Source organism: Streptomyces sp. NPDC016469 (assembly GCF_040632905.1).
In the GTDB taxonomy this organism is placed as follows: domain Bacteria; phylum Actinomycetota; class Actinomycetes; order Streptomycetales; family Streptomycetaceae; genus Streptomyces.
Window position 1 is genome coordinate 49,228 of the sequence record NZ_JBEYCQ010000004.1, and the last position, 20,832, is coordinate 70,059.

18 protein-coding genes are annotated in these 20,832 nt (G+C 73.4%); 10 read left to right on the forward strand and 8 right to left on the reverse strand.

The genetic code is table 11. The features are described 5' to 3' along the window. Positions 1–7 precede the first annotated feature (7 nt). On the reverse strand, positions 8–955 hold the full coding sequence (locus ABZ565_RS05505) for an STM4015 family protein (RefSeq protein ID WP_361020731.1): 948 nt from the start codon (positions 953–955) through the stop codon (positions 8–10). A 175-nt stretch (positions 956–1,130) separates the two neighbouring features. Between ABZ565_RS05505 and ABZ565_RS05510 the strand changes: the two genes are divergently transcribed. Both ABZ565_RS05510 and ABZ565_RS05515 read left to right on the forward strand, forming a co-directional pair. Then, complete coding sequence (locus ABZ565_RS05510; RefSeq protein WP_018100127.1) at positions 1,131–1,457, forward strand: hypothetical protein; 327 nt, start codon at positions 1,131–1,133, stop codon at positions 1,455–1,457. Between the two features lie 90 nt (positions 1,458–1,547). Continuing rightward, complete coding sequence (locus ABZ565_RS05515) at positions 1,548–2,552, forward strand: DUF6745 domain-containing protein (RefSeq protein ID WP_361020733.1); 1,005 nt, start codon at positions 1,548–1,550, stop codon at positions 2,550–2,552. A 36-nt stretch (positions 2,553–2,588) separates the two neighbouring features. Here ABZ565_RS05515 and ABZ565_RS05520 read toward each other — a convergent pair whose 3' ends face one another. Then, positions 2,589–3,179, reverse strand: coding sequence for a TetR/AcrR family transcriptional regulator (locus tag ABZ565_RS05520; RefSeq protein ID WP_361021154.1), 591 nt, complete (start codon positions 3,177–3,179; stop codon positions 2,589–2,591). Positions 3,180–3,267: 88 nt separating this feature from the next. Beyond that, positions 3,268–4,476 carry a Glu/Leu/Phe/Val dehydrogenase dimerization domain-containing protein gene (locus tag ABZ565_RS05525; RefSeq protein WP_361020735.1) on the reverse strand — a complete coding sequence of 403 codons (1,209 nt, stop codon included), beginning with the start codon at positions 4,474–4,476 and terminating at the stop codon, positions 3,268–3,270. 360 nt (positions 4,477–4,836) lie between these two features. On the opposite strand from ABZ565_RS05525, the gene ABZ565_RS05530 reads away from it, so the two are divergent. The 6 genes from ABZ565_RS05530 (at position 4,837) to ABZ565_RS05555 (ending at position 10,412) form a co-directional block, all read left to right on the forward strand. Then, positions 4,837–6,105 (forward strand): MBL fold metallo-hydrolase, encoded by a 1,269-nt coding sequence (locus ABZ565_RS05530; RefSeq protein WP_361020737.1) that lies wholly within the window; start codon positions 4,837–4,839, stop codon positions 6,103–6,105. Between the two features lie 314 nt (positions 6,106–6,419). Then, the gene (locus ABZ565_RS05535; protein ID WP_361020739.1) at positions 6,420–8,300 is read left to right on the forward strand and encodes an ATP-binding protein; all 1,881 of its coding nucleotides are present in this window, start codon (positions 6,420–6,422) and stop codon (positions 8,298–8,300) included. Between the two features lie 7 nt (positions 8,301–8,307). Next, complete coding sequence (locus ABZ565_RS05540; protein ID WP_361020741.1) at positions 8,308–8,742, forward strand: roadblock/LC7 domain-containing protein; 435 nt, start codon at positions 8,308–8,310, stop codon at positions 8,740–8,742. A gap of 2 nt (positions 8,743–8,744) precedes the next feature. After that, a complete protein-coding gene (locus tag ABZ565_RS05545; protein ID WP_361021156.1) occupies positions 8,745–9,116 on the forward strand; it encodes a DUF742 domain-containing protein in 372 nt (123 codons plus the stop codon). Further along, on the forward strand, positions 9,094–9,828 hold the full coding sequence (locus ABZ565_RS05550) for an ATP/GTP-binding protein (RefSeq protein ID WP_361020743.1): 735 nt from the start codon (positions 9,094–9,096) through the stop codon (positions 9,826–9,828). Before ABZ565_RS05545 ends, ABZ565_RS05550 begins: the two co-directional genes overlap by 23 nt. Continuing rightward, complete coding sequence (locus ABZ565_RS05555; protein WP_361020745.1) at positions 9,825–10,412, forward strand: GAF domain-containing protein; 588 nt, start codon at positions 9,825–9,827, stop codon at positions 10,410–10,412. Before ABZ565_RS05550 ends, ABZ565_RS05555 begins: the two co-directional genes overlap by 4 nt. On the opposite strand, the gene ABZ565_RS05560 is transcribed toward ABZ565_RS05555, so the two are convergent. The 5 genes from ABZ565_RS05560 to ABZ565_RS05580 all read right to left on the reverse strand — a co-directional run bounded on the left by ABZ565_RS05560 (position 10,413) and on the right by ABZ565_RS05580 (position 18,515). Next, complete coding sequence (locus ABZ565_RS05560; RefSeq protein ID WP_361020747.1) at positions 10,413–12,335, reverse strand: DUF2264 domain-containing protein; 1,923 nt, start codon at positions 12,333–12,335, stop codon at positions 10,413–10,415. Positions 12,336–12,362: 27 nt separating this feature from the next. Continuing rightward, a complete protein-coding gene (locus ABZ565_RS05565; protein WP_361020749.1) occupies positions 12,363–14,765 on the reverse strand; it encodes a polysaccharide lyase 8 family protein in 2,403 nt (800 codons plus the stop codon). A 29-nt stretch (positions 14,766–14,794) separates the two neighbouring features. After that, a complete protein-coding gene (locus ABZ565_RS05570; RefSeq protein ID WP_361020751.1) occupies positions 14,795–16,177 on the reverse strand; it encodes a M60 family metallopeptidase in 1,383 nt (460 codons plus the stop codon). A gap of 158 nt (positions 16,178–16,335) precedes the next feature. After that, positions 16,336–17,430: a LacI family DNA-binding transcriptional regulator gene (locus tag ABZ565_RS05575; protein WP_361021158.1), complete on the reverse strand. Its 1,095-nt coding sequence runs from the start codon at positions 17,428–17,430 to the stop codon at positions 16,336–16,338. A 95-nt stretch (positions 17,431–17,525) separates the two neighbouring features. After that, positions 17,526–18,515, reverse strand: a complete 990-nt coding sequence (locus ABZ565_RS05580) for a hydroxyacid dehydrogenase (protein WP_361020753.1) — start codon at positions 18,513–18,515, stop codon at positions 17,526–17,528. Positions 18,516–18,855: 340 nt separating this feature from the next. Between ABZ565_RS05580 and ABZ565_RS05585 the strand changes: the two genes are divergently transcribed. Then, positions 18,856–19,878, forward strand: a complete 1,023-nt coding sequence (locus tag ABZ565_RS05585) for an ABC transporter permease subunit (protein WP_361020755.1) — start codon at positions 18,856–18,858, stop codon at positions 19,876–19,878. Between the two features lie 82 nt (positions 19,879–19,960). Further along, on the forward strand, positions 19,961–20,821 hold the full coding sequence (locus tag ABZ565_RS05590; protein ID WP_361021160.1) for a carbohydrate ABC transporter permease: 861 nt from the start codon (positions 19,961–19,963) through the stop codon (positions 20,819–20,821). Positions 20,822–20,832 lie beyond the last annotated feature (11 nt).

Here is a 20,832-nt window from a genome sequence, read left to right on the forward strand (position 1 = left end):
CGCGCCGTCACTCCGACACCGTGACGTACCGGCCCGCCGGGCCCCGGTTGTCCCACGGCTCGCAGCGCTCCGAGAGGTCCACCCGCACCCCGTGCGGCGCCAGCGCCTCGGTGACGCGCCGCTCCATCGGCTCGGTGAGGAAGTGGTGGTGCAGGTCCAGCACATCGAGATGGGTCAGCGGCTGGCCCTCGAGCAGAGCGGCCGCCCCCTCGTCGCCGAGCGTGCCGCAGGACAGGTCCAGGGTGCGCAGCCGGGCGACCAGCGGGGCCGAGGCCATCGCGGTCGCGATCTCGTTCTGGATCTCGCTGTTGCGCAGGCCGAGGTGGTGCAGGGCGGGGAAACGCGTCCCGGCGAGCAGCGGGGCCAGATCCGACACGTCCGCGTCGCCGCCGTAGGCCGAGACACCGAGCCACAGGTCCAGCCGCTCCAGCGCGGGCAGTTCGCTCTCCAGGACACCGCGCACCACCTCGCGCGGCAGCCCGCCCGTCTCGATGGTCAGCGCCCGCAGCCGCTCGTGCTTCGCGGCCGGGAACACCAGCTCGGAGCCGCCGCGCACGCCCAGCTCCACCAGCGCGGGGAAGGCGTCGAGCAGCGCGGTGACATCGCTCTGCTCGATCCAGGAGATCTCCGCCTCCTCCATCGTCAGATCCCCGACGAACACCGCCTCCAGCGACGTCAGCCGGTCGGCGGCCGCGATGACGAGACCGATCGGATACGAGGACTTCTCCTCGTACGACTCGCCCCACTGCCCGATGATCAGGGCCCGGACGCCCGCCGGATCGACCTCCGCGAGGAAAGCGTCGAACTCCTCCTCCCAGGTCCCCTCGTCCTCGTAGGCGTCGATCGACACCCGCCAGGCGGCGGCATCGGCGGCGGGCCGGGGTCCGCCGTCCGTGCCGGACTGGAAATCGACGGCCGGAAGGCCGAGCAACTCGTGCAGGTGGTCCACGGACATGGCCCTGAGCTCCTGATGACGGCGACGGGTTGATGTCCGCAAGGTCTATCAAGGCCCACTGACAAAAGCGCGGCCGCCCCCGCCCGGGGCGGCTCGACGGCCGATTGTCAGACCCCCGCCGTAGCGTTTTCGATGTGGCCGGCACACCGGGTGCCGCCGCGGAGGGGAGAGGTCTGTGTACCGGCAGGGCGATGTACTGATCGTGCCACTGGAGGAGTCGGCGGTGCCCGCGCACCTCCTGGAGGCGGCGGGCGAACTGCGCGACGCGCGGGGCCGGCTGGTGCTCGCGCTCGGCGAGGTGACCGGCCACGCGCACGCCGTGCCGGGGCCCGGACGGCTGATCCGGGAAGGCGGGGTCTTCGGCCCGATGCTGCTCCACCTCCCCGAGGGCGGGCGCGTGGTCCACGAGGAGCACGCGACGATCCCGCTGCCCCAGGGCTGGTTCCGCGTGGTGCGCCAGCGGGAGTACGCGCCGGGGGCGGTCCGCATCGTCGCCGACTGAGCGACGGCGGGACGGGCACGGCGGCGGGACCGCACGGTGCGGGATCAGGGAATCAGAGCGGAACAGCGGAAGCAGGGGACGGGGAAACCGATGCAGTACGTGGACTCTTGGCGGGCCGTGGCGGCGGCGACGGGCGCGGCGGACCGGGCGGCCGCCGAGGACGGGGTGCGGCTCGCCTACCGCAGCGCGGGACTCGCCGAGCCGGAGGAGTTCGTCTGGGCCGGCTCGCCGAGGGAGGCCGTGGAGGCCGTCGGGAAGCTGACCGGCCCGGGGCGTTCCGTCCGCGACGAGGTGCGCACCCGCCCCTGGGCGGAGGAGCGGCGCCGGGTGTACGACGCGTTGGGCCCGGCCGGCTGGTCCGCCCTCTGGTCGGCCACCGGCGCCCAACTCTGGGAGACCACGGCGGGCCTCGCCGAGCGGATACGGGCCGGGGTGGTCGCCGACCTCGCCGGTGAGGACACGGACGCCGAGTCCCGGGTGCGCCTGATCCTGCTCGACGCGGTCCTCGGACAGCACGACGCGGCGTGGCTCGCCGCGTTCGACGGCCGGGGCGACCGGCTCGACGGACTGGCGGCGGTGGCGCGGAACGCGGGCTGGTGGTGGCCCTACGAGCGGGTCGTGGTGATCTGCGAGCGTCCGGAGGCCCTCCACCGCGACGAGGCGGGCCGCCTCGACCGGGGCGACGGACCGGCGCTCGCCTACCCGGACGGCTTCGCCCTGTACGCCTGGCGCGGCATGCCCGTGCCCGCGGAGTTCCTGGACGAGCTGGCCGCGCTGACCCCGAAGCGCATCCGCTCCGAGGAGAACGCGGAGCTGCGCCGCGTGATGCTGGAGTACTACGGCTACGACCGCTACCTCACCGAGTCGGCCGCCGAACCGGTCCACCGCGACGAGACGGGCATCCTCTGGCGCATCGCGCTCGCCGGTGACGAGGACGTCGTCATGGTCGAGGTGGTCAACTCGACGCCCGAGCCGGACGGCACCCACCGCACGTACTGGCTCCGGGTCCCGCCCAGGACCAGGACGGCCAGGGAGGGCGTCGCCTGGACCTTCGGCCTCGACAGCGATGTCTACGAGCCGCTTCGGCAGACGTGACCGGGGGAGGGGCCGGCGGAGCGAGGTGGAGCGCGGTCAGGCCGTCAGGGCCTCGTGGTCGATACCCAGTTCACGGGCGAGTGCCTGCTCGGTCCACTCCAGCATGGTCGCCCGGGACAGCGGACCGTTGTACGAGGTCATCTGCACGGCCAGTCCGTCCAGCAGGGCGGTCAGCCGCCAGGCCACGGACATCGGGTCGTCGCAGTGGAACTCACCCGCCGCCGCGCCCTCCTCGATGACCTCGGCCAGCTCGGCCTTCCACTGCTGGTCGAGATCGCCGGCCACATTGCGCAGCGCCGGGTCGCGGAGGGAGGCCGCCCAGCCCTCGATCCACAGCCGCCAGCCCTTGGCCTGGCCCGTCGGCGCGTACCAGCGGACGGCCGCGCGCAACCGGCGCACGGCGGTCGTGCGACGGCTCAACAGCGCGCGCAGATGGGCGAGATCGCTCTCGGCGGCGTGCGCGAAGGCGGCCGCCACCAGCTTCTCCTTGGTGGAGAAGTGATAGAGCACGAGCGCGTTGCTCACGCCGAGCACGGACGCCACATCGGCGATGCGCACGGCCGCGACACCGCGCACCTCGATCTGTTCGACGGCGGCACGCAGCAACTCCTCGCGCCGCTCCGCCACTCCCAACCGCACTCTCGCCACGCGGTCACCCTAACCAATGCCGGCCCGGGGGAGGTCGGGCGGACCGGGTACGGACGGACGGGCCCGGTCAGCGGTACCAGCCGAAGCGCTCGGCCATCACCGGCAGCCGGTCGGCGGCCACCGCGTGCGCCGCCGCCCGCGGTGTGCAGCCGTCCGCCTCCGCGCGGGCCAGCACGAGGCCGATCAGCTCGCGCATCGCACGCCGGGTGTGCGCGAACGCCTCGTCCGCGTCGGCCCCGATGTCACCGAACAGGGTCCACCACCACCAGGCGTTGGTCCCGGAGTTGACCACCACATCGGGCAGCACGGTGATCCCACGCGCCGCGAGCCTCGCCTCCGCCTCCGGCAGCACCGGCATGTTGGCGGCCTCCACGACCCAGCGGGCCCTGATCCCGGCCTGGTTCACCGCGTCCACGGCGTAGGACACGGCGGCCGGGACGAGCACCTCGGCGTCCTGGACGAGCCAGGCGTCGGCCGGCAGCTCCCGGTCGCCGGCGCACAGCGCGCCCCGGTCCACGGTGCCGTGCGCGTCCCGCGCGGCGAGCAGCGCCTCGACGTCGAGCCCGGCCGGGTTCGCGATCGTGCCCTTCACATCGGCTACGGCGACCACCCGCAGCCCCGCCCGGGACAGGAAGCGGGCGGTCGCCCCGCCCATGGTTCCGAACCCCTGGAGCGCCACCCGCGCGCCGTCGTACGCGACCCCGTCCCGGTCCAGCGCGGCGAGCGCCGCCTCGGCGACCCCGCAGCCGCCGACCAGCTCGTCCAGGCCGATGCCGTCCACCTCCAGGGCGAAGGCGTCGGCCAGCCGGCGCCGGGCCGCGGTCTCGTCCTCCAGCAGCGGGTAGACGGCCTGCACGGTGGAGACCAGCCCCGCTTCGGCCGCCGCGCGGTCCACCACGTGCTGGGAGAGGCCCAGGTCCTCACCGGTCGTCCAGACGTTCTCGATGTACGGGCGCATCGCCCGCAGATAGCGGACCAGGACGCCGTACGCCGCCGGGTCGCGCGGGTCGCAGTCGATGCCGCCCTTGGCGCCGCCCAGCGGTATGTAGCGGGACCCGGGCCGGTCCGCGTCGAAGTGCAGGGCCTCCTTCATCGTCATGCCCCGAGCCAGACCCGCCACCTCCTCCAGCGTGCAGCCCGGGCGCATCCGCAGGCCGCCGCTGGACACCCCGCGCACCAGCCGGTCCACCACGAGGTGGCCCCGGCAGCCGGTGGCGTGGTCGGTCCAGGTCAGCGAGATGAGCGGGGCGGGCGGGGACACCGGAGGCGTCGTCATCGGGAGTGCTCCTCGGTCGCTGTCGGCGGTCCTGGGCGGGCGGGTCCGGCGGGCCTGCGCCGGCGGCCGTATTACTGAATCGCCGGTCAGTATCGGGAGCCGGGGAGGGCCCTGTCAACGCGGCCTCCGCCGCCGCGCGGCCCCGGTGGCCGGAAGGCGCCGGTGCGCCGACGGCGTGAGGTGCGGTTCCGGTTCCCGCCGGGAACGGGGCGGCTTCCCACGTGCTCATGGCGAGCGCGCGTACGGACGGCGACGTGGGAAAGGCGGTCGGTGCGGAACGCCACCCACCCGGCTGTTCCGCTCTCGCACTGTCGTACCCCTTCGCCATAATGGGACGACCCCGACTCCTCAGGAGACCTCGTGACCGGCGCTGACCACAGCCTTCCGCTCCGCACCCGGCTGCGTGCGCTGCGCCCCGCTGCCTTCGGGGCCGACCCGGACGGCGCACGCATGGAGCGCATCCGCCGCTCGCCCAACTTCGCCGACGGCGTCTTCCAGAACCCGGTGGGCGCGCGGATCAGACCCTCCGGTTCCACCCTGGAATTCGCCCGGGTCTACTTCCGCAAGGAGGAGCGGGCGCTCCGGGCCCCCGCCGCCCCGGTGCCCGTGCACGCCACGACCGTCGCCGACCTCGCCCGGCCGCCCGCCTCCGGGCTCCGGATCACCTGGATGGGGCATTCCAGCGTCCTCGCCGAGATCGACGGCCGGCGCGTGCTGTTCGACCCGGTCTGGGGCGAGCGCTGCTCCCCCTTCGCGTTCGCGGGCCCCCGGCGCCTGCATCCGGCCCCCGTGCCGCTCGGCGCCCTGGGGCCGGTCGACGTGGTGGTGATCTCGCACGACCACTACGACCACCTCGACCTCCCGACGATCCGGGCGCTGGCCCGTACGGACACGGTCTTCGTGGTTCCGCTCGGCGTCGGCGCGCATCTGGAGCGCTGGGGCGTCGCGCCCGACCGGCTGCGCGAGCTCGACTGGAACGAGACCACGACGGTCGCCGGCATCGGCCTCACCGCCACCCCCGCCCGCCACTTCTGCGGACGCGGCCTGCGCAACCAGCAGCACACGCTCTGGGCCTCCTGGGCCGTCGCCGGACCCGAGCACCGGATCTACCACAGCGGCGACACCGGATACTTCCCCGGCTTCCGGGCCATCGGCGCCGAACACGGCCCGTTCGACGCGACCATGATCCAGATCGGGGCGTACAGCCAGTACTGGTCCAAGGACCGTACCGACGACATGCCGGAGCCGGGCGCCTGGCCGGACATCCACATGAGCCCCGACGAGGGCGTGCGCGCCCACCTCGACCTCCAGGGCGACGATCCCGGGGCGGGCGTCATGCTGCCGATCCACTGGGGGACGTTCAACCTCGCGTTGCACCCGTGGGCCGAGCCCGCCGAATGGTCGATGCGCGCCGCCGGGTCCGTGGGCGTCACCATGGTCTCCCCGCGCCCCGGCCAGCCGTTGGAGCCCGCCGATCCGCCGCCCGTCGAGCCGTGGTGGCGAGCCGTCGCCACCGAACCGGCCCCCGGCTGGGGCAACTGGCCCCCCGTGCACGTACAGCTCCACGAACCGGCGGGCAGCTCCGCCCCGGAGACCGGCAGGGACCGCGACCGGGCGCCCCAGCCCTGAGACCCGGCGGCATACGTTCCGGTCAGGCCCCCTCGGCCCACGTCGAGGGGGCCTTCGCGTGTCCGCGTCCCTGAAACGGGCCCGTCCGAATCGGTCGCCCGTGCGAGCGCTCATACCAGAGCGGGACGGATGGCGGGCAAGTTCCACAACTGCCCATCGCGGCCGCACTTCCGGCGACTACCGTGTGTGCCCGGTGATCAACGGTGGGCTCATATTCTCCGGGCCTGCCCGGCCGATGACCCGAGAATGCCCGACCACCGTAGGTGCCACCACATGAACGCAGATGCCTGGGGCCCCACGTACCGAGGACGCTGATGTCTCAACTTCGCGCACCCGACGCGCGACCGGATCGACGAGAGGGCGGGCGGCACGGCCGACCGGGCGCCCGTTCCCACTCGGCCGCGGCCAGACCACGCGCCGCCCGCCCCACCCCCGAGGCACGCATACGCCCTCAACTCCTGCGCACCGCCGTGCTGCCGGCCCTCGCGGTCGCCCTCGCCGGCGCCGCGGCCGTCATCTTCACCGCCCGCGCGGGCCACGCACGGCCGTCCACGGAACTCTGGATCGCCCTCGGCTCGGCGGCCGCCCTCGCGCTCGCCGCGGTGCTCGCCGCCTTCCTGGCCGCCAACCGGGCGGCCACCACGGTCTTCGGCCGCTGCCTCGCGCTGCGCCGGACCAGCGCCCAGGGCCAGGCCGAACTGCAACGCGTGGTGGAACAGCTGCGCAACGGCGAGCCCGTGTCCGTCCGGAGCGCCCCGCAGAGCCCGCCGTCCGGCGGGGACCCCTTCGAGCTGCTGGCCCAGGAGCTGGGCCGCCAGCAGGAGTCCGCCGTGGCCGCCGTCGTCCAGGCTTCCCGGCTCTCCGAGTCCAGCGGCGAGGACCAGAAGGTCGAGGTCTTCGTCAACCTCGCCCGTCGCCTCCAGTCGCTCGTGCACCGCGAGATCCAGCTGCTGGACGAGCTGGAGCACGAGGTCGAGGACCCGGACCTGCTCAAGGGCCTCTTCCACGTCGACCACCTCGCCACCCGCATCCGCCGACACGCCGAGAACCTCGCGGTGCTCGGCGGCGCCGTCTCCCGCCGCCAGTGGAGCAACCCGGTCACCATGACCGAGGTGCTGCGCTCGGCGATCGCCGAGGTCGAGCAGTACCCCCGGGTCAAGCTGGTCCCCCCGATCGACGGCACCCTGCGCGGGCACGCCGTGGCCGACGTCATCCACCTCCTCGCCGAACTCGTGGAGAACGCCACGGTGTTCTCCGCCCCGCACACCCAGGTCCTGCTGCGCGCCCAGCGCGTCACCGCCGGGCTCGCCCTGGAGGTCGAGGACCGCGGGCTCGGCATGCCGGGCGACGAGCAGAAGCGGATGAACGCCCTGCTCACCGACCCCGACCAGGTCAATGTCGCCCGCCTCCTCCAGGACGGCCGCATCGGCCTGTTCGTGGTCGCCTCGCTGGCCCGGCGGCACGGCATCGCCGTACGGCTGCAGAGCAACATCTACGGAGGCACCCAGGCCGTCCTGGTCCTCCCGCAGACCCTGCTCGGCGCCGACGAGGACGGCCCCGGCGAGACCGCGGACGCACCGCTCCCGCCCACCGGACCCGTGCACCGCCCACCGCCCCTGGAGGACCGCCCGGCACCGCGCGAGCCGGCGCCCGCCCCCGAGCCGGAACGCCGGCCCTACGTCCCCAGCCAGCAGCCCAGCCCGCACCGGACCCCCTCCCAGCCGGCCCCGGGCCGCCAGGGCGAGGCCCCGCCCCTGCCGCTGCGCGCCGAGCGCACGGACCGGCCGGCGGACGACGCACCACCCACGGCCGCGCCCGCCTCCGACGACGGGACCGCGCCGAAGACCGCGGCCGACCGGCCCCTGCTGCCCAGGCGCACCAACCAGGAGCACCTGGTCCCGCAGCTCAGGGAGGCCCCCGCGCCCAGGTCCGGGGACGAGCCCGTCCTGCACGACCCCGGGCTCGTCGCCGCCTTCCGGCGCGGCATCGACCTCGCCGAGGCCCGGGCCGAGGCCGAGCAGGAGCCCGCGCCCGATCCACCGGCCGGTGCCACGCACATGACGACGGCCGCCCAGCTGGGCGCACCGGCCCGGCCGCTCCCCGTCCGGGGCGCCGCCGCACCCGCGCGACTGCGCGGAGCCGGTGCCCACCCCGGCGACCACGACCCACTCGCAGCGAACCCCATCAAGGAGTAGATGCCCCATGGCGACCGATACGCCGTCCGGTCAGGTCTCGGACCTCGACTGGCTGCTGAGCGGCCTGGTCCAGCGCGTGCCGTACACCCGCAGCGCTGTCCTGCTCTCCGCCGACGGGCTGGTGAAGTCCCTCCACGGCATGGACGCCGACAGCGCCGACCACATGGCGGCGCTGGCGGCCGGCCTCTACTCGCTCGGCCGCAGCGCCGGGGCGAGGTTCGGGGACAACGGCGAGGTCCGGCAGGTGGTCGTGGAGCTCGACTCGACGCTCCTCTTCGTCGCGACCGCCGGCTCCGGCACCTGTCTGGCCGTCCTCGCCGGCCGCAACGCCGACGCCGCCGTCCTCGGCTACGAGATGACCATGCTGGTGAAGAGTGTGCGGCCCTATCTGATGACCCCGGTGAGACAGGCGGCCGGGACGCCGGGCACCGTGGGGCTGTGACCATGGCGGTCACCCAGGACGGGCCGCTGCTCGACGACGCGGCGGGCCGCCTCATCCGCCCCTACACGGTGAGCAACGGCCGTACCCGTCCCACGGCCGTGCTCGACCTGCTGTCCCTGGTGATGGCCACCGGGTCCGTTCCGCAGACCCACCTCGGCCCCGAGCACTCGGTGGCCCTGGGCCTGTGCGAGGGCCCCACCTCGGTGGCCGAGATCGCCGCACATCTGAGGCTGCCCGCCGTCGTGACCAAGGTCCTCCTCTCCGACCTGGTCGACTGCGGCGCCGTCACCGCGCACGCGCCCGCCTTCCATGACACGCCCACCGACCGACATCTGCTGGAGGCAGTGCTCGATGGCTTACGACGACAGCTCTGACGGCTACGGCTACCCGGACGGCTCCGGCTATGGCTACGGCTACGCGGACCACGGCTCCGGCGGCGGGTACGGGCAGGACACCGCCACCGCCGAGTACGCCGCGCCGCCGGCCGCGCCCGAGGGCTTCCCCGTCGCGTTGAAGGTGCTGGTCGCCGGCGGATTCGGCGTCGGCAAGACGACGTTCGTCGGCGCCGTCAGCGAGATCGCGCCGCTGAGCACGGAAGAGCTGCTGACCCAGGCGAGCGCCGCGACCGACAGCCTGGAGGGTGTCGAGTCGAAGACGTCCACCACCGTGGCGATGGACTTCGGCCGCATCACACTGGACGACCAGCACGTGCTGTACCTGTTCGGCACACCGGGCCAGGAGCGCTTCTGGTTCATGTGGGACGAGCTCTCGCAGGGCGCGCTGGGAGCGGTCGTGATCGCGGACACCCGCAGGCTGGAGGAGTGCTTCGCGGCCGTCGACTTCTTCGAGCGGCGCGGCATCGGATTCGTCGTCGCCGTCAACGAGTTCGACGGTGCCTACCGCTACGGCCCCGAGGAGGTCCGCGCCGCGCTCGACCTGTCGCCGGAGGTGCCGGTCGTCCTGTGCGACGCCCGCATCGCCAGCTCCGGCACCGGCACGCTGGTGACGCTGGTCCAGCACCTCATCAACGCCACCGACGACGCCGTGCCGCTCCCCGGACACGCCGGATTCGGGGCCCGGTCGTGATCCCGCGCGCCGCCGGGCGGCTGCTGCTGACCCCCGTCGACAGCGAGGCGCCCGCCCGCACCCGTCGGCTGCGCAGCCTCGGCCTGGGTGAGCGGGAGGACGCCTCGTTCGACAACTTCGACGCCTTCGCCGACCGGGTGGCCGAAGTGACGGACGTGCCGTTCTCGATGGTCAACTTCATCGACGGGAACCGCCAGTTCTACGCCGGACTGCACACCCCCGCCGGGACCCGCAAGGGCTCGGACCTGGGGGCCACCGCGGCGGGCAGCGGCCGCAGCGGCCGGTACGTGGCCCTCGACCACGGCTACTGCCCGCACGTGGTCGTCCGGCGCAAGGCGCTCGTTCTGGAGGACGTCTGCGACTACCCGCGCTTCGCGGGGAACCCGGTCGTGGACGACATAGGCATCCGCTCCTACCTGGGGGCACCGCTCATCGACCGCACCGGGATCGCCCTGGGCGCCGTCTGCGCCGTGGACACCGTGCCCCGCCCCTGGGGAAGGGCGGGGCTCGACACCATCAAGTCCCTGGCGCAGGAGCTCGTAGGCCATCTCGACCGCAGGGAGGACCACGCCCCCCGCTTCTGATCAGACCTCGACCGTGCGGCCGTCCAGGAAGCCCAGCGTCACCGCGTCCCCGGCCACCCGCACCCGTACGGCCGAGCGCAGGGCCTCCGGGTGGACACTGTCCCGGGACAGCACCACGAGCGTGACATGGACGGTGACGCCGCCCGGGTGGGGAGCGCTGCGCAGATACGGGACGGCCGAGTGCGGTCCGTACGCGTTGGCCTCGACGTCCCGCGCCACCTCGGCGTCCTCCGGCCCGCCGTCCCAGCCGTACAGCCCGACCACGGCGCTGGACAGGCCGTCGGCGGTACGGGCGAGCGCCCAGCCGGGCCCCGAGGTGGCGAACGGGCTCGTCGGGTGCGCGACGGCGTGGCCGCCCTCCCGGACCACGGCGCCCTCGGGCGCCTCGACCCGGTGCACCCGGATCTCCCACGGCCCGTGCAGCACGCTCGTCGTGGAGATCCGGTACGCGCGTTCGTCGCCCGGGAGCCGGGCCGCCGACCAGGACGCGGCGACGCGGTCCTCGCAGCGCACCGGGTGAATGCGGCGGCGCCGGGACGGGGTGCCGTCCGGGGCGAGGAGCGCCAGGTGATTGTCGATGTTCCGGGCGAAGGCGTGCGGCGCGGACTCCGGAGCGGTCGCCGTCGAGTACGCCAGCTTCGCGTAGTGCGGATCGTCCTCGCCCGCCCCCGCGTCCGGGTCGGTGCCGCCCGCTTCCGGGAGCGGGTTGTGGTCGCTGCCGTGGTTGACGAGCCGGACGATCCCGTCGTGCCGGGTACCGTGCAACAGCCAGCCGGGCGCCGGCAGCGCGGTGTACGTGTCGGACTCCTCGACGGGCAGCGGCAGTTCGCGCGCCGTCCACACCGCGTGGTCGGCCGGGAGCAGCAGCCCGAGGAAGCCCTTGCTCGCCCAGTACGGTGACGCCGGACCGGAGTACGGCTGTGTGGTGGGCAGGAACGTGTCGTACCAGCCCAGCGTCAGCAGCCCCCGTTCGTCGGGCACCCCGCGTTCCGCGAAGTGGCGCAGCGCCCCGGAGGCGAGGCGGCGGGTGAGCCCGGGCGCGAGCGGGGTGCAGTCCGCGAGGGCGCCCATCCACACCGGGGCCAGCGCCGCGAAGCGGTAGCACAGCGACCGGCCCTGGTGGACCGGGGCGCCGTCGGCGCCGAAGAAGTGGGGATAGTCCTCCAGGAAGCGGCCGAGGCGTTCCCGGTAGACGGCGGCCCGGCCTCCGTCGCCGTCCGGGCCGGCGATCCGCGCCCACAGCAGCGGGTACAGATGCATGGCCCAGCCGATGTAGTAGTCGAAGTTGCGCCCGCTGCCGTCGGTGTACCAGCCGTCACCGACGTACCAGTCCTCGATCCTGTCGAGGCCGCCCTCGATGTCGGACCTGCTGTACGGGGCGCCGACCGACGCCAGGAACTGCTCCGAAACCACCTGGAACAGACGCCAGTTGTTGTCCCAGGTGCGCCCGCCGACGAAGCCGGAGAACCAGTCGGCGACCCGCTCCTGCACCCGGGCGTCGAGCCGGTCCCAGATCCACGGCCGGGTCTCGTGCAGCGCGATCGCGACCGACGCCGCCTCCACCAGCTGCTGCGAGCAGTCCGTCAGGCGCGGCCACGCCTCCCCGCTCGACGGGTCGGTGCCCGCGGCGAGCCCCGCCGCGTACCGCTCGGTCAGCGCGGGGTCGACCGCTCCGCCCGCGCCCGCGATCCGGAACGCGGCCAGCAGGAACGACCGGGCGAAACCCTCCAGTCCGTCCGACACGACACCGGACCAGCTGTTCCGGCCGGGCAGCCGGTACTGGGCGAAGCCCGGTGTCGCGTACGGCGTCAGCGCGTCCAGCATCCGGTCGGCGGTCGCCTCCCAGTGGGCCCGGGTCCAGCCGGTGCGGGAGGACAGGATCCGGTCGGTGGGCGGCAGGTGCAGATGCGGGGCGACGGACATGGCGGTGGTGCTCCTGGTGTGTGCGGGTTACTGGACGAGTTCGGCGCGGTGGGTGCGGCCCCGGGAACCACCGACGGCGATGGTGAGCAACGGCCTGCGTCCCGGGGTGAGTTCGACGGTGTCGTCGGCCTCGGCCGCCCTGCGGACGGTGAACGGAAGGCCGACCGTGACGGAGGTCCCCGTCCGGCCCGGGTCGGCGACCGCCACGGACACCCGCGCACCCCGCCGCCGCACCAGGACCGTCGCGGGACCGGACGCGGTGATGCCCGCGGCCGTACCGGCGGCCCAGAAGTGCACGGCGGTCAGGCCGGTCCTGCGGTCCTCCACCGCCTGCGCGGTGGCGTCGTTGGCGAGGACGCGCACCGGCCGGGACGCCGACCAGACGGCGGTCGCCGCCGCGGAGGCACCGGGCAGCAGCACATAGGCGTACCCGGCGCCGTCGGGCGAGGGGCCGTGGTCGAGCCAGAGGGTGAGATAGCGGCGGGTGACGGGGTCGGTGCTGCCGCCGGTGTCCGCGCCCGTGTCGATGGCCCGCCAGGTGCCGGTGCGCTCCTCGCGCAGGGTGTGCAGGGCGGCCCCGCCGGGCAGCACATAGCCGCCGACCCCCTCGATGTGCGCCCAACGGGCCTGGCCGGGGGCGCCGTTGCGGCCCTGGCCCCCCGGGCGCGGGATTCCGTCCACGAGCAGCCGGTTGCGGCCGTCCGCGCCCAGGTTGCGGTTCTCGATGACCGTCTCGACCGGGCGGCCGTCGTCCGAGGTGATGCCCGCGCCGAGTGCCACGACGGTGTTGTCCAGCAGGAACCACGCCTTCCTGGCACGCAGGCTGCTGCCCGGGGCGCCGATCAGCTCCATCGCGGCGGCGCCGTAGCGGCCGTCCAGCGCGGCGCCGCCCGCCACCGCGTTCGGCGGCCGGTAGGTGGAGGTTCCGGCGCCGGTGCCGAGGTCGTCGCGCGGGCGGGTGTCGACCGTGGTGCCCGGCAGGCGGTACGGATCGACGGTCGGCCAGAAGCCGTCGTTGTACTGCCCGAGGTCGTCGCCGTCGTAGAGGTACGTCATGCCGTCGCCGGTGTACCAGCCGTGCAGGTTCTCGCCGTTGCCCGCCTCGTACGCGGAAATGCGCTTCGAGGACAGCGAGAGGGTGCAGGCCCAGCCGGGGCGGCGGTGGACGACGCGGTCCATGTCGGCGAAGACGAAGCTGCCCGTGGTGCGCGGGGCGGCGGGCACCTCCCGGTCGGCCAGCACCGCCTTGGCCAGGGCGAGCTGGGGCAGGGTGGCCAGCGAGGTGAACGGGGTGGTGCGGTTGCGGGTGAGCCAGCCCTTGACCAGCGAGCGCCAGCGGTCCGCCAGGCCGGCCGGGGCGCCGGTCGCCAGGAGCAGGATCGCGGCGACGGCCGCCACCCCGTCCCGGTGGTCGCCCGCCCGCTCCCGGGACACGGCGCGGCCGCGCACCGCGTCCATCATCAGCCCGTCGAAGATCACCGGGACGAAGCTCCGCTCCACGGCCTCGTACATCACCGACACCTTCGGGTCGGCCACCGCCCAGGCGGAGCCGGCCAGGAGCGAGAGCAGCCAGGCGGCGCCGCCGAGCAGCACGGTGCCGTAGGAGCCGGTGTACGCCACCACCGAGTGCTGGACGAACGAGCCGTCCTCGTAGAACCCGTCGCCCGAAGTCGTGTAGCGGAAAAGGCTGTTGCGGCCCGAGTCGCGTACGTCGGAGAGCGCGTCTCGGGCCGACGCCACCTTGTCCGCGTCCTTGCCGAGCAGCCCGCGCAGCGCCACGATCACCGCCTTGTCGGTGCGGTTGGCGCCGGTCTCCGGCAGTGTGGGGGAGTTGGTGCGGCGGTCCGCGTCGGGGCAGAACCGGTCGACGACCGCGAGGTAGTCCGCGAGATCGGCGGCCGGCAGCCGCTCGCGCAGCAGGACGCAGCAGTCCATCAGCGCGCGCGGCGCCCCGATCTCCCAGAACCACCAGTTGCCGGTCTCGCGCGCCGCGGGGTGGTAGGCCGAGTCGTACGCGAACCGCAGCGCCCCGAGCAGCGCCTCGGCCGTCTCCGCGCTTCCGGAGAGCGCCGTGCCGGGTGTGGCCCACGCGACGGCGAGCGTGCGCAGCCGCGTGTAGCTCTGGCCGAAGTTGCCCGGGTCGGTGAGCGGCGCGAGATCGGGCCACAGCGCGGTCCGCCCAGCGGTCCGGTCCAAGGTGTCCCACAGGGCGCCCGCCGTGCTGTCCAGGGCGGCGACGCCGGCGGCGAAATCGGGGTCCGAGGGGTCGAACGCGCCGCCGGTGAGCAGGGTCTGCGCTCGGTCCAGGAGGACGTCGAAGTCGTTCACGGACTCCTCCTCGCGTGCTGCCGCCCGGGCGGCCCCTGCCGTCAGGACCACCGACGCCGTGGCGCCGCTCACGGCGAGAAGGGTCCTTCTGCTCAGTTGCATGATGACTCCCTTTCCTCGTCGTCGTGGTCTCAGTCGGAGAGCGTGCCCGGGTCGACGGGCGGCTGGGGGAGACGCAGCGCGGCGAGTTCGGCGCGGCCCGTCGCGTCGATGGGGAAGGCCCAGGTGTGCACGAAGAAGTCCGTCAGGTCGTAGCCCGCGATCCGGCTGGAGTAGGTGGCCAGGGCCCGGTAGCGCTTGGCGTCCTCGGTGTAGTCGGACTGCGGGTTCTCCTCGCGCACCAGCTTGTGCAGGCGCGGCCAGAAGTCCTCCCCGAAGGCCAGTTCCAGCTGGCGCAGCGGAACCAGCTTCTCGTACGCCCCGAACGACTTCTCGTACGACAGTCCGGCCGTCCCGAACTTCGCCCGGGAGCTCTGGAACACGGTGAGCCCGGTCGCCGGGTCGACGGTGAGCAGGTTCGACGGCTGCTCCAGGGTGCGCTGCGCGGCCAGCGAGTAGATGTTCACGGTGACCTCGGTGAGGCCGCCCGGCTTGTACGCCATCTGCTGGTGGAGGTGACCGAGCTCGTGGTACAGACCCCAGCCCCGGGTGCGCAGGCCCTCGACGGTGGTGGCCCGGTCCAGGTAGGCGCGCGGGAAGCCGTTGTAGCCGTGCGTGGCGTAGGCGCCGACGCCGGCGGGGACCTTGCTGACCTCGGTGAAGTGGTACGGCCCCGCCTTGCGCCGGTGCACCGCCCTGGAGCCGTCGAGCCCGCTGATCCGGGCGTGCGAGTCGATGATGGTCTCGACCAGCCGGAGCAGCGCCGCGTGGTCCTCGTCGCGGTACAGCAGGGCGCCCTCGCGGGTCAGCGTCATGATCGTGTGCGGGGCGTGCAGCTCCACCCAGGGCGACTCGGTCAGCGTGTCCAGCTGGTGCTGGTAGTCCGCCTCGCCGGTCCGGCCCAGCGTGAAGACGGGCATGCGGACGGCACCGGACCGGAAGAGCACGCCCGCCCGTTCGCCGCTCCCGGTGAGCGTCAGGTAGACCGGGCCGCCGTGCGGGTCGGTCACCGTGTTGGCCCCGGCGGTCAGCGGGTAGCTGCGGGGTTCGGTGACCACGCCGTAGTAGTCCCAGGCGCCGATCCAGAGCGTGGGGACCAGGTCGTCGTACGGCTGGACGGTCAGCGCGAGCGGGGTGCCGGCGGGCACGTACAGGCCGGTCGGCTGGAACTCCGAGCCGCGCAACGCCTGGGCGAGCCGCAGCCGTTCGGCCTCGGCGGCGGGGCGTCCGGTGACGGTCACGGAGACGGGGCGGGCGGTCGCGGGCCCGGCGTGGGCGGCGGTGGCGGTGAGGCCGAGGGCCGCCGCGGCTCCCGCGCCCGCCGCTGCGCCGAGGACGGCGCGGCGGCTCGGAGAGGAGGCGGTCCGGGGGGCGGGGGAGGCGGCCGGGGCGACGGACGGGGTGTGCTTACGCATGCGGAACTCTCCCTGCAGTCATGAACGAGGGGCGAAGGCGTGCGGAACGGTGGGGGGTGCCCCGTCAGCATGTAAGCGGTTGCTGTGGAGCCGCAAGAGGAGTCGGGAAGTTACTGTGATTTTCTATGGCCAACTGCGGACAGGCGGGAAGTAACCGGTCACTTGCGGAGCGGTCTGCCGGACCGCGGCGCCACGGAATCGCGTACCACGATGTGCGTGCCGAGCCGCAGCGCCCCGGTGGTCGGCTCCCGCCAGTCGTCCTCGTCCCCGCCGGACACGGCGAGCCGCACCGCCTGGCGGCCCATCTCCTCCAGCGGCACATGGACGGTGGTCAGCCGGGGGCGCAGCTCCTGGGCGACCGGGATGTCGTCGTACCCCACCAGCGAGACGTTTTTGGGCACCCGCACGCCCGCCTCCTCCAGGGCTTGCGCGGCACCGGCCGCCACCATGTCGTTGGCCGCGAACACGGCGGTGAACTCCGGCCCGTCCCGAAGGAGTTCGGCCATCCTGCGGTACCCGAAGCCACGGCTGAAGGCGCCCGGCTGGGCCAGCTCGGGATCGACGGGGACACCCCGCAGCTCCAGGGCGCGGCGGTGCCCGGCGAGCCGGTCGCGGGTGGTCGAGAGCCTGGGCGGACCGCCCAGGTAGAGGATGCGCTCGTGGCCCTGCATCAGCAGGTGGTCGGTGATCGCGAAGGCGCCGCCCTCGTTGTCGTACTCCACGGCGGCGGTCGGCGCGGACTCGCCGATCGGGGGCCGGCCGCACAGGACCAGCTTCGAGCCGCCCGCGTCCAGCTCGCGCGCCCGGCGGGCCAGCTCCGAGGTGTAGCCGCGGTCCGCGATGGAGCCGCCCACTACCACGACCGCGTCCGCCCGGCGCTCGTGCATCAGGTCGATGAAGGCCAGTTCGCGCTGCGGGTCGCCCTGGGTGCAGCAGACCAGGCAGAGGCGTCCGCCGAGCGCCGCCTCCCGTTCGACCCCGCGAGCGATGTACGCGTAGAAGGGGTCGATGACCTCGTTGACGATGATGCCCACGGTGCGGTTGGAGACCCCGGCCAGGGCGCGGGCGTGCGCGTTGACCACGTAGCCGAGCTCGCGCATGGCGGACTCGACGCGCTCCCGGGTCGCGTCCGCGACGGGGTAGTTGCGGTTCAGGACGCGTGAGACGGTGGCCGTCGAGACGCCCGCGCGCCGGGCGACGTCGGTGACCGTCGCCCGCCGCTGTCCGTCCCCGGCCGTGCTCTGCCGGCGCATCCGGCTCACCCCCTGAAGGCTGTTGTGTGACGACGAGCCTAGTGCCGTGGCGGGCGCGGCCGGCCGCGAAGCCGGAGCCCGTGGGGGAAGGGCGGTCACGCGATCCTCCCCAGGTCGGCCCGGTGCACGGGGTGCCCGAACGGCTCGCCCCGGGCGTACCGTGCCAGCTCGTCCACGGCGAGGGCGCCGAGCCGCCCCACCTCGTTGCCCTGGGCGCCCGCCAGGTGCGGGGTCAGGAACACGTTGGGCAGGTCCCACAGGGGGTGGCCGGGCGGCAGCGGCTCGGGCGAGGTCACGTCGAGGACCGCGTCGAGCCGGCCGCTGACCAGGTGCCCGGTGAGCGCCTCGGTGTCCACGAGCGGGCCGCGCGCGGTGTTGACGAGCAGCGTCCCGGGGCGCATCAGGCCGATCCGGCGGGCGTCGATCATGTTCCGGGTCTCCGGCGTGTCCGGCGCGTGCAGGGTCACCACGTCGCTCGTCGCCACGAGGGTGTCCAGGTCTACGGGGGTGACGCCGAGGAGGGCCGCCCCGGCCGCGCTCACGTACGGGTCGTGGAGGAGGACCTCCGCGTCCAGCGCCGTCCGCAGCAACTCGATCACGCGGAGCCCGATGCGGGAGGCGCCGACCACCCCGACGGTCAGGCCGTGGGTGCCGAGCCAGTGGTGGCGGTCCAGATCGGCGGCGGTGCGGTGGGTGCGGCGGGTCCGGTAGAGGCCCGCGAGCGGGAAGACACGCTTGGCGCCCATGATGATCGCCGCGAGGGTGTACTCGGCCACCGGTACGGCGTTGGCCGCGGCGGCCGACGAGACGACGATCCCGCGGTCGAAGGCGGCCGGGGACAGAAACGTCTTCACGGTGCCGGCCGCGTGGACGACGGCCCGCAGCTCGGGCGCCCGGTCCAGCAGCGCCGGGTCCACGGGCGGACAGCCCCAGCCGGTCAGCAGCACCTCCGCCCGGGACAGCGCCCGGGCGGCGGCCGGGGAGTCGAACTCGCTGATCACCGACGGATCGAGCAGTTCCGCGGTCTCCTCGAGACGCGACCGGACGGCGGGCGGGAAGACGTCGTCCAGCAGCCCCGTGCTCATGACCAGGACCGTGCGCGGCCGCCTCCCGGGCGGATCCGCTGCCTCGGTACCGGAACGGGCCGGTGCCTCTTCGGTGGTTCGCACCCTGCCTCCGGATAGTAATCGTGTTCTATCGAGTGACCGGCACGCTAGGGAGGTCGACGGCCGACCGTCAAGCGCACGACCTGCCCCAATGGGCTGTTAATACCGCTTTGTTAGCCTTCGCCGCCTCTGAATTCGCCCCGGAGGCCGACGGTCGGTGAAGACGTTCGCCCGGATCCCTTGACGCTTGGGTTAACCGCTTACTAACTTGCCGCCGCAGAAGGCACACCACGCGCCACCCAGCCGAACAGGACCCACCATGGCTGACACAGCACCCCCGCTGCCGCGCGAAAAGCGGCGAACGCGGCGAAAGCGGGCCGAGGAGCCCGCACCGCCGCCCGGCCCGGCCCTCGCCGCCCCGCACCGGCTCACACTCGGACAGCGCCTCAAACGCGACCGGGTGATGCTGCTGCTCACCCTGCCCGGCCTGCTCTACTTCATCGTCTTCCACTACGTGCCGCTGCTCGGCTACGTGGTGGCGTTCCAGGACTACCAGCCGTACCTCGGATACATGCACAGCGTCTGGGTGGGCTTCGCCAATTTCTCCGCGGCGTTCAGCGAACCGGCCTTCTGGAGCGCGACGTTCAACACGCTGGAGATCGCCCTCGTCCAGCTGGTGTTCTTCTTCCCGGTGCCCATCGCCCTGGCCCTGCTGCTCAACAGCATCGCCAGCGACCGCATCCGGCGCTTCGTGCAGAGCGTCGTCTATCTGCCGCACTTCATCGGCTGGGTCATCATCGTCTCGATCTTCCAGCAGATCCTGGGCGGCGCCGGCGTCCTGCCCGACGTCCTGGGCGGCATGGGCCTGCCCCGCTACGACATGATGAGCGACCCGGACGCCTTCCCCTGGCTGCTCACCCTCCAGGTGGCCTGGAAGGACGCCGGCTGGGGCACGATCATCATCCTCGCCGCCCTCCTCAACATCGACCGGCAGCAGTACGAGGCCGCCGCGATCGACGGAGCCGGCCCACGGCGCCGCCTGTGGCACGTGACGTTGCCGGGCATCGCACCCGTGCTCATCCTGCTGCTCATCCTCAACCTCGGGCAGATCCTCTCCGTCGGCTTCGAGCAGATCCTGCTCCAGCGCGACGCGGTCGGCCCGGACGCCGGTGAGGTGCTCGACACCTACGTCTACTACCACGGCATCAGGGACAACGACTGGGGCGTCGCCGCCGCCGTCGGACTCGTCAAGGCGGTCATCGGCACCGCACTCGTGCTCGGCGCCAACAAGTTCGCCCACCGACTCGGCCACGAAGGGGTGTACCGCGGTGCTGACCGCTGAGAAGAAGCGCGCCACGGCCCGGACCACCGCGCCGCAGGCCCCGCCCGCCCCCGTACGCAAGTCCGACGGCCGCCCGCCCTGGATGGAGCGCCCGACCCGCATCGGGCAGACCGCGAAGGCCGTCGCCGTCGTCGTGGTCGTCCTGGCCGTCGCGTACCCGCTCGTCGGCGTCATCGGGACGAGCTTCGCCTCGCAGACCGACATCATCAAGAGCTCCGGCCTCGTCCTGTGGCCGGACCACCCCACCCTCGACGCCTACCGCACGATCTTCACGGGCGGTGTCGTCAGCCGGGCCCTGATCGTGTCCGTGGGCATCACCGTCTTCGGCACCCTCGCCAGTCTGCTCGTCACCGTCGGCATGGCGTACGGGCTCTCCCGCCGCGAGGTCACCGGCTCCCGCTTCATCCTGATGACGGCCCTGTTCACCATGCTGTTCAACGCCGGCATCATCCCGAACTTCCTGCTGGTCAAGGGGCTCGGCCTCTACGACACGTACGCGGCGCTCGTCATGCCCACCTTGGTCAGCGCCTTCAACCTGGTCGTCCTGCGGTCCTTCTTCATGAACCTGCCGGAGGAGCTGTACGACGCGGCGAAGGTGGACGGCGCCGGGGACTTCCGCATCCTGGTCCGCATCGTCCTGCCGCTGTCCAAGGCCGTCCTCGCCGTCATCAGCCTCTTCTACGCGGTGACGTACTGGAACGCCTTCTTCAACTCGCTCCTGTACCTCAACGACTCCGACAAGTGGCCGCTGCCCATGGTGCTGCGGACCTACGTCCTCCAGGGTCAGAGCCTCGACGCCGCGTCGGCCGGCGAGGTGCTCGCCCCGCAGCAGGCCGTGCAGATGGCGGTCCTGGTGATCGCGGTCGTCCCGATCCTCTGCGTCTACCCGTTCCTCCAGCGCTACTTCACCAAGGGCGTGCTCACCGGAGCCGTCAAGGGCTGAGCGCAGCTGCC

What these genes read in the sequence shown, in the direction of transcription:
- ABZ565_RS05570 (WP_361020751.1), bottom strand. Translation starts at nt 16,177, where the DNA reads ATGCGTAAGCACACCCCGTCCGTCGCCCCGGCCGCCTCCCCCGCCCCC.
- ABZ565_RS05540 (WP_361020741.1), top strand. Translation starts at nt 8,308, where the DNA reads ATGGCGACCGATACGCCGTCCGGTCAGGTCTCGGACCTCGACTGGCTG.
- ABZ565_RS05575 (WP_361021158.1), bottom strand. Translation starts at nt 17,430, where the DNA reads ATGCGCCGGCAGAGCACGGCCGGGGACGGACAGCGGCGGGCGACGGTC.
- ABZ565_RS05550 (WP_361020743.1), top strand. Translation starts at nt 9,094, where the DNA reads ATGGCTTACGACGACAGCTCTGACGGCTACGGCTACCCGGACGGCTCC.
- ABZ565_RS05580 (WP_361020753.1), bottom strand. Translation starts at nt 18,515, where the DNA reads ATGAGCACGGGGCTGCTGGACGACGTCTTCCCGCCCGCCGTCCGGTCG.
- ABZ565_RS05585 (WP_361020755.1), top strand. Translation starts at nt 18,856, where the DNA reads ATGGCTGACACAGCACCCCCGCTGCCGCGCGAAAAGCGGCGAACGCGG.
- ABZ565_RS05545 (WP_361021156.1), top strand. Translation starts at nt 8,745, where the DNA reads ATGGCGGTCACCCAGGACGGGCCGCTGCTCGACGACGCGGCGGGCCGC.
- ABZ565_RS05535 (WP_361020739.1), top strand. Translation starts at nt 6,420, where the DNA reads ATGTCTCAACTTCGCGCACCCGACGCGCGACCGGATCGACGAGAGGGC.
- ABZ565_RS05565 (WP_361020749.1), bottom strand. Translation starts at nt 14,765, where the DNA reads ATGCAACTGAGCAGAAGGACCCTTCTCGCCGTGAGCGGCGCCACGGCG.
- ABZ565_RS05515 (WP_361020733.1), top strand. Translation starts at nt 1,548, where the DNA reads ATGCAGTACGTGGACTCTTGGCGGGCCGTGGCGGCGGCGACGGGCGCG.
- ABZ565_RS05590 (WP_361021160.1), top strand. Translation starts at nt 19,961, where the DNA reads ATGGAGCGCCCGACCCGCATCGGGCAGACCGCGAAGGCCGTCGCCGTC.
- ABZ565_RS05560 (WP_361020747.1), bottom strand. Translation starts at nt 12,335, where the DNA reads ATGTCCGTCGCCCCGCATCTGCACCTGCCGCCCACCGACCGGATCCTG.
- ABZ565_RS05525 (WP_361020735.1), bottom strand. Translation starts at nt 4,476, where the DNA reads ATGACGACGCCTCCGGTGTCCCCGCCCGCCCCGCTCATCTCGCTGACC.
- ABZ565_RS05505 (WP_361020731.1), bottom strand. Translation starts at nt 955, where the DNA reads ATGTCCGTGGACCACCTGCACGAGTTGCTCGGCCTTCCGGCCGTCGAT.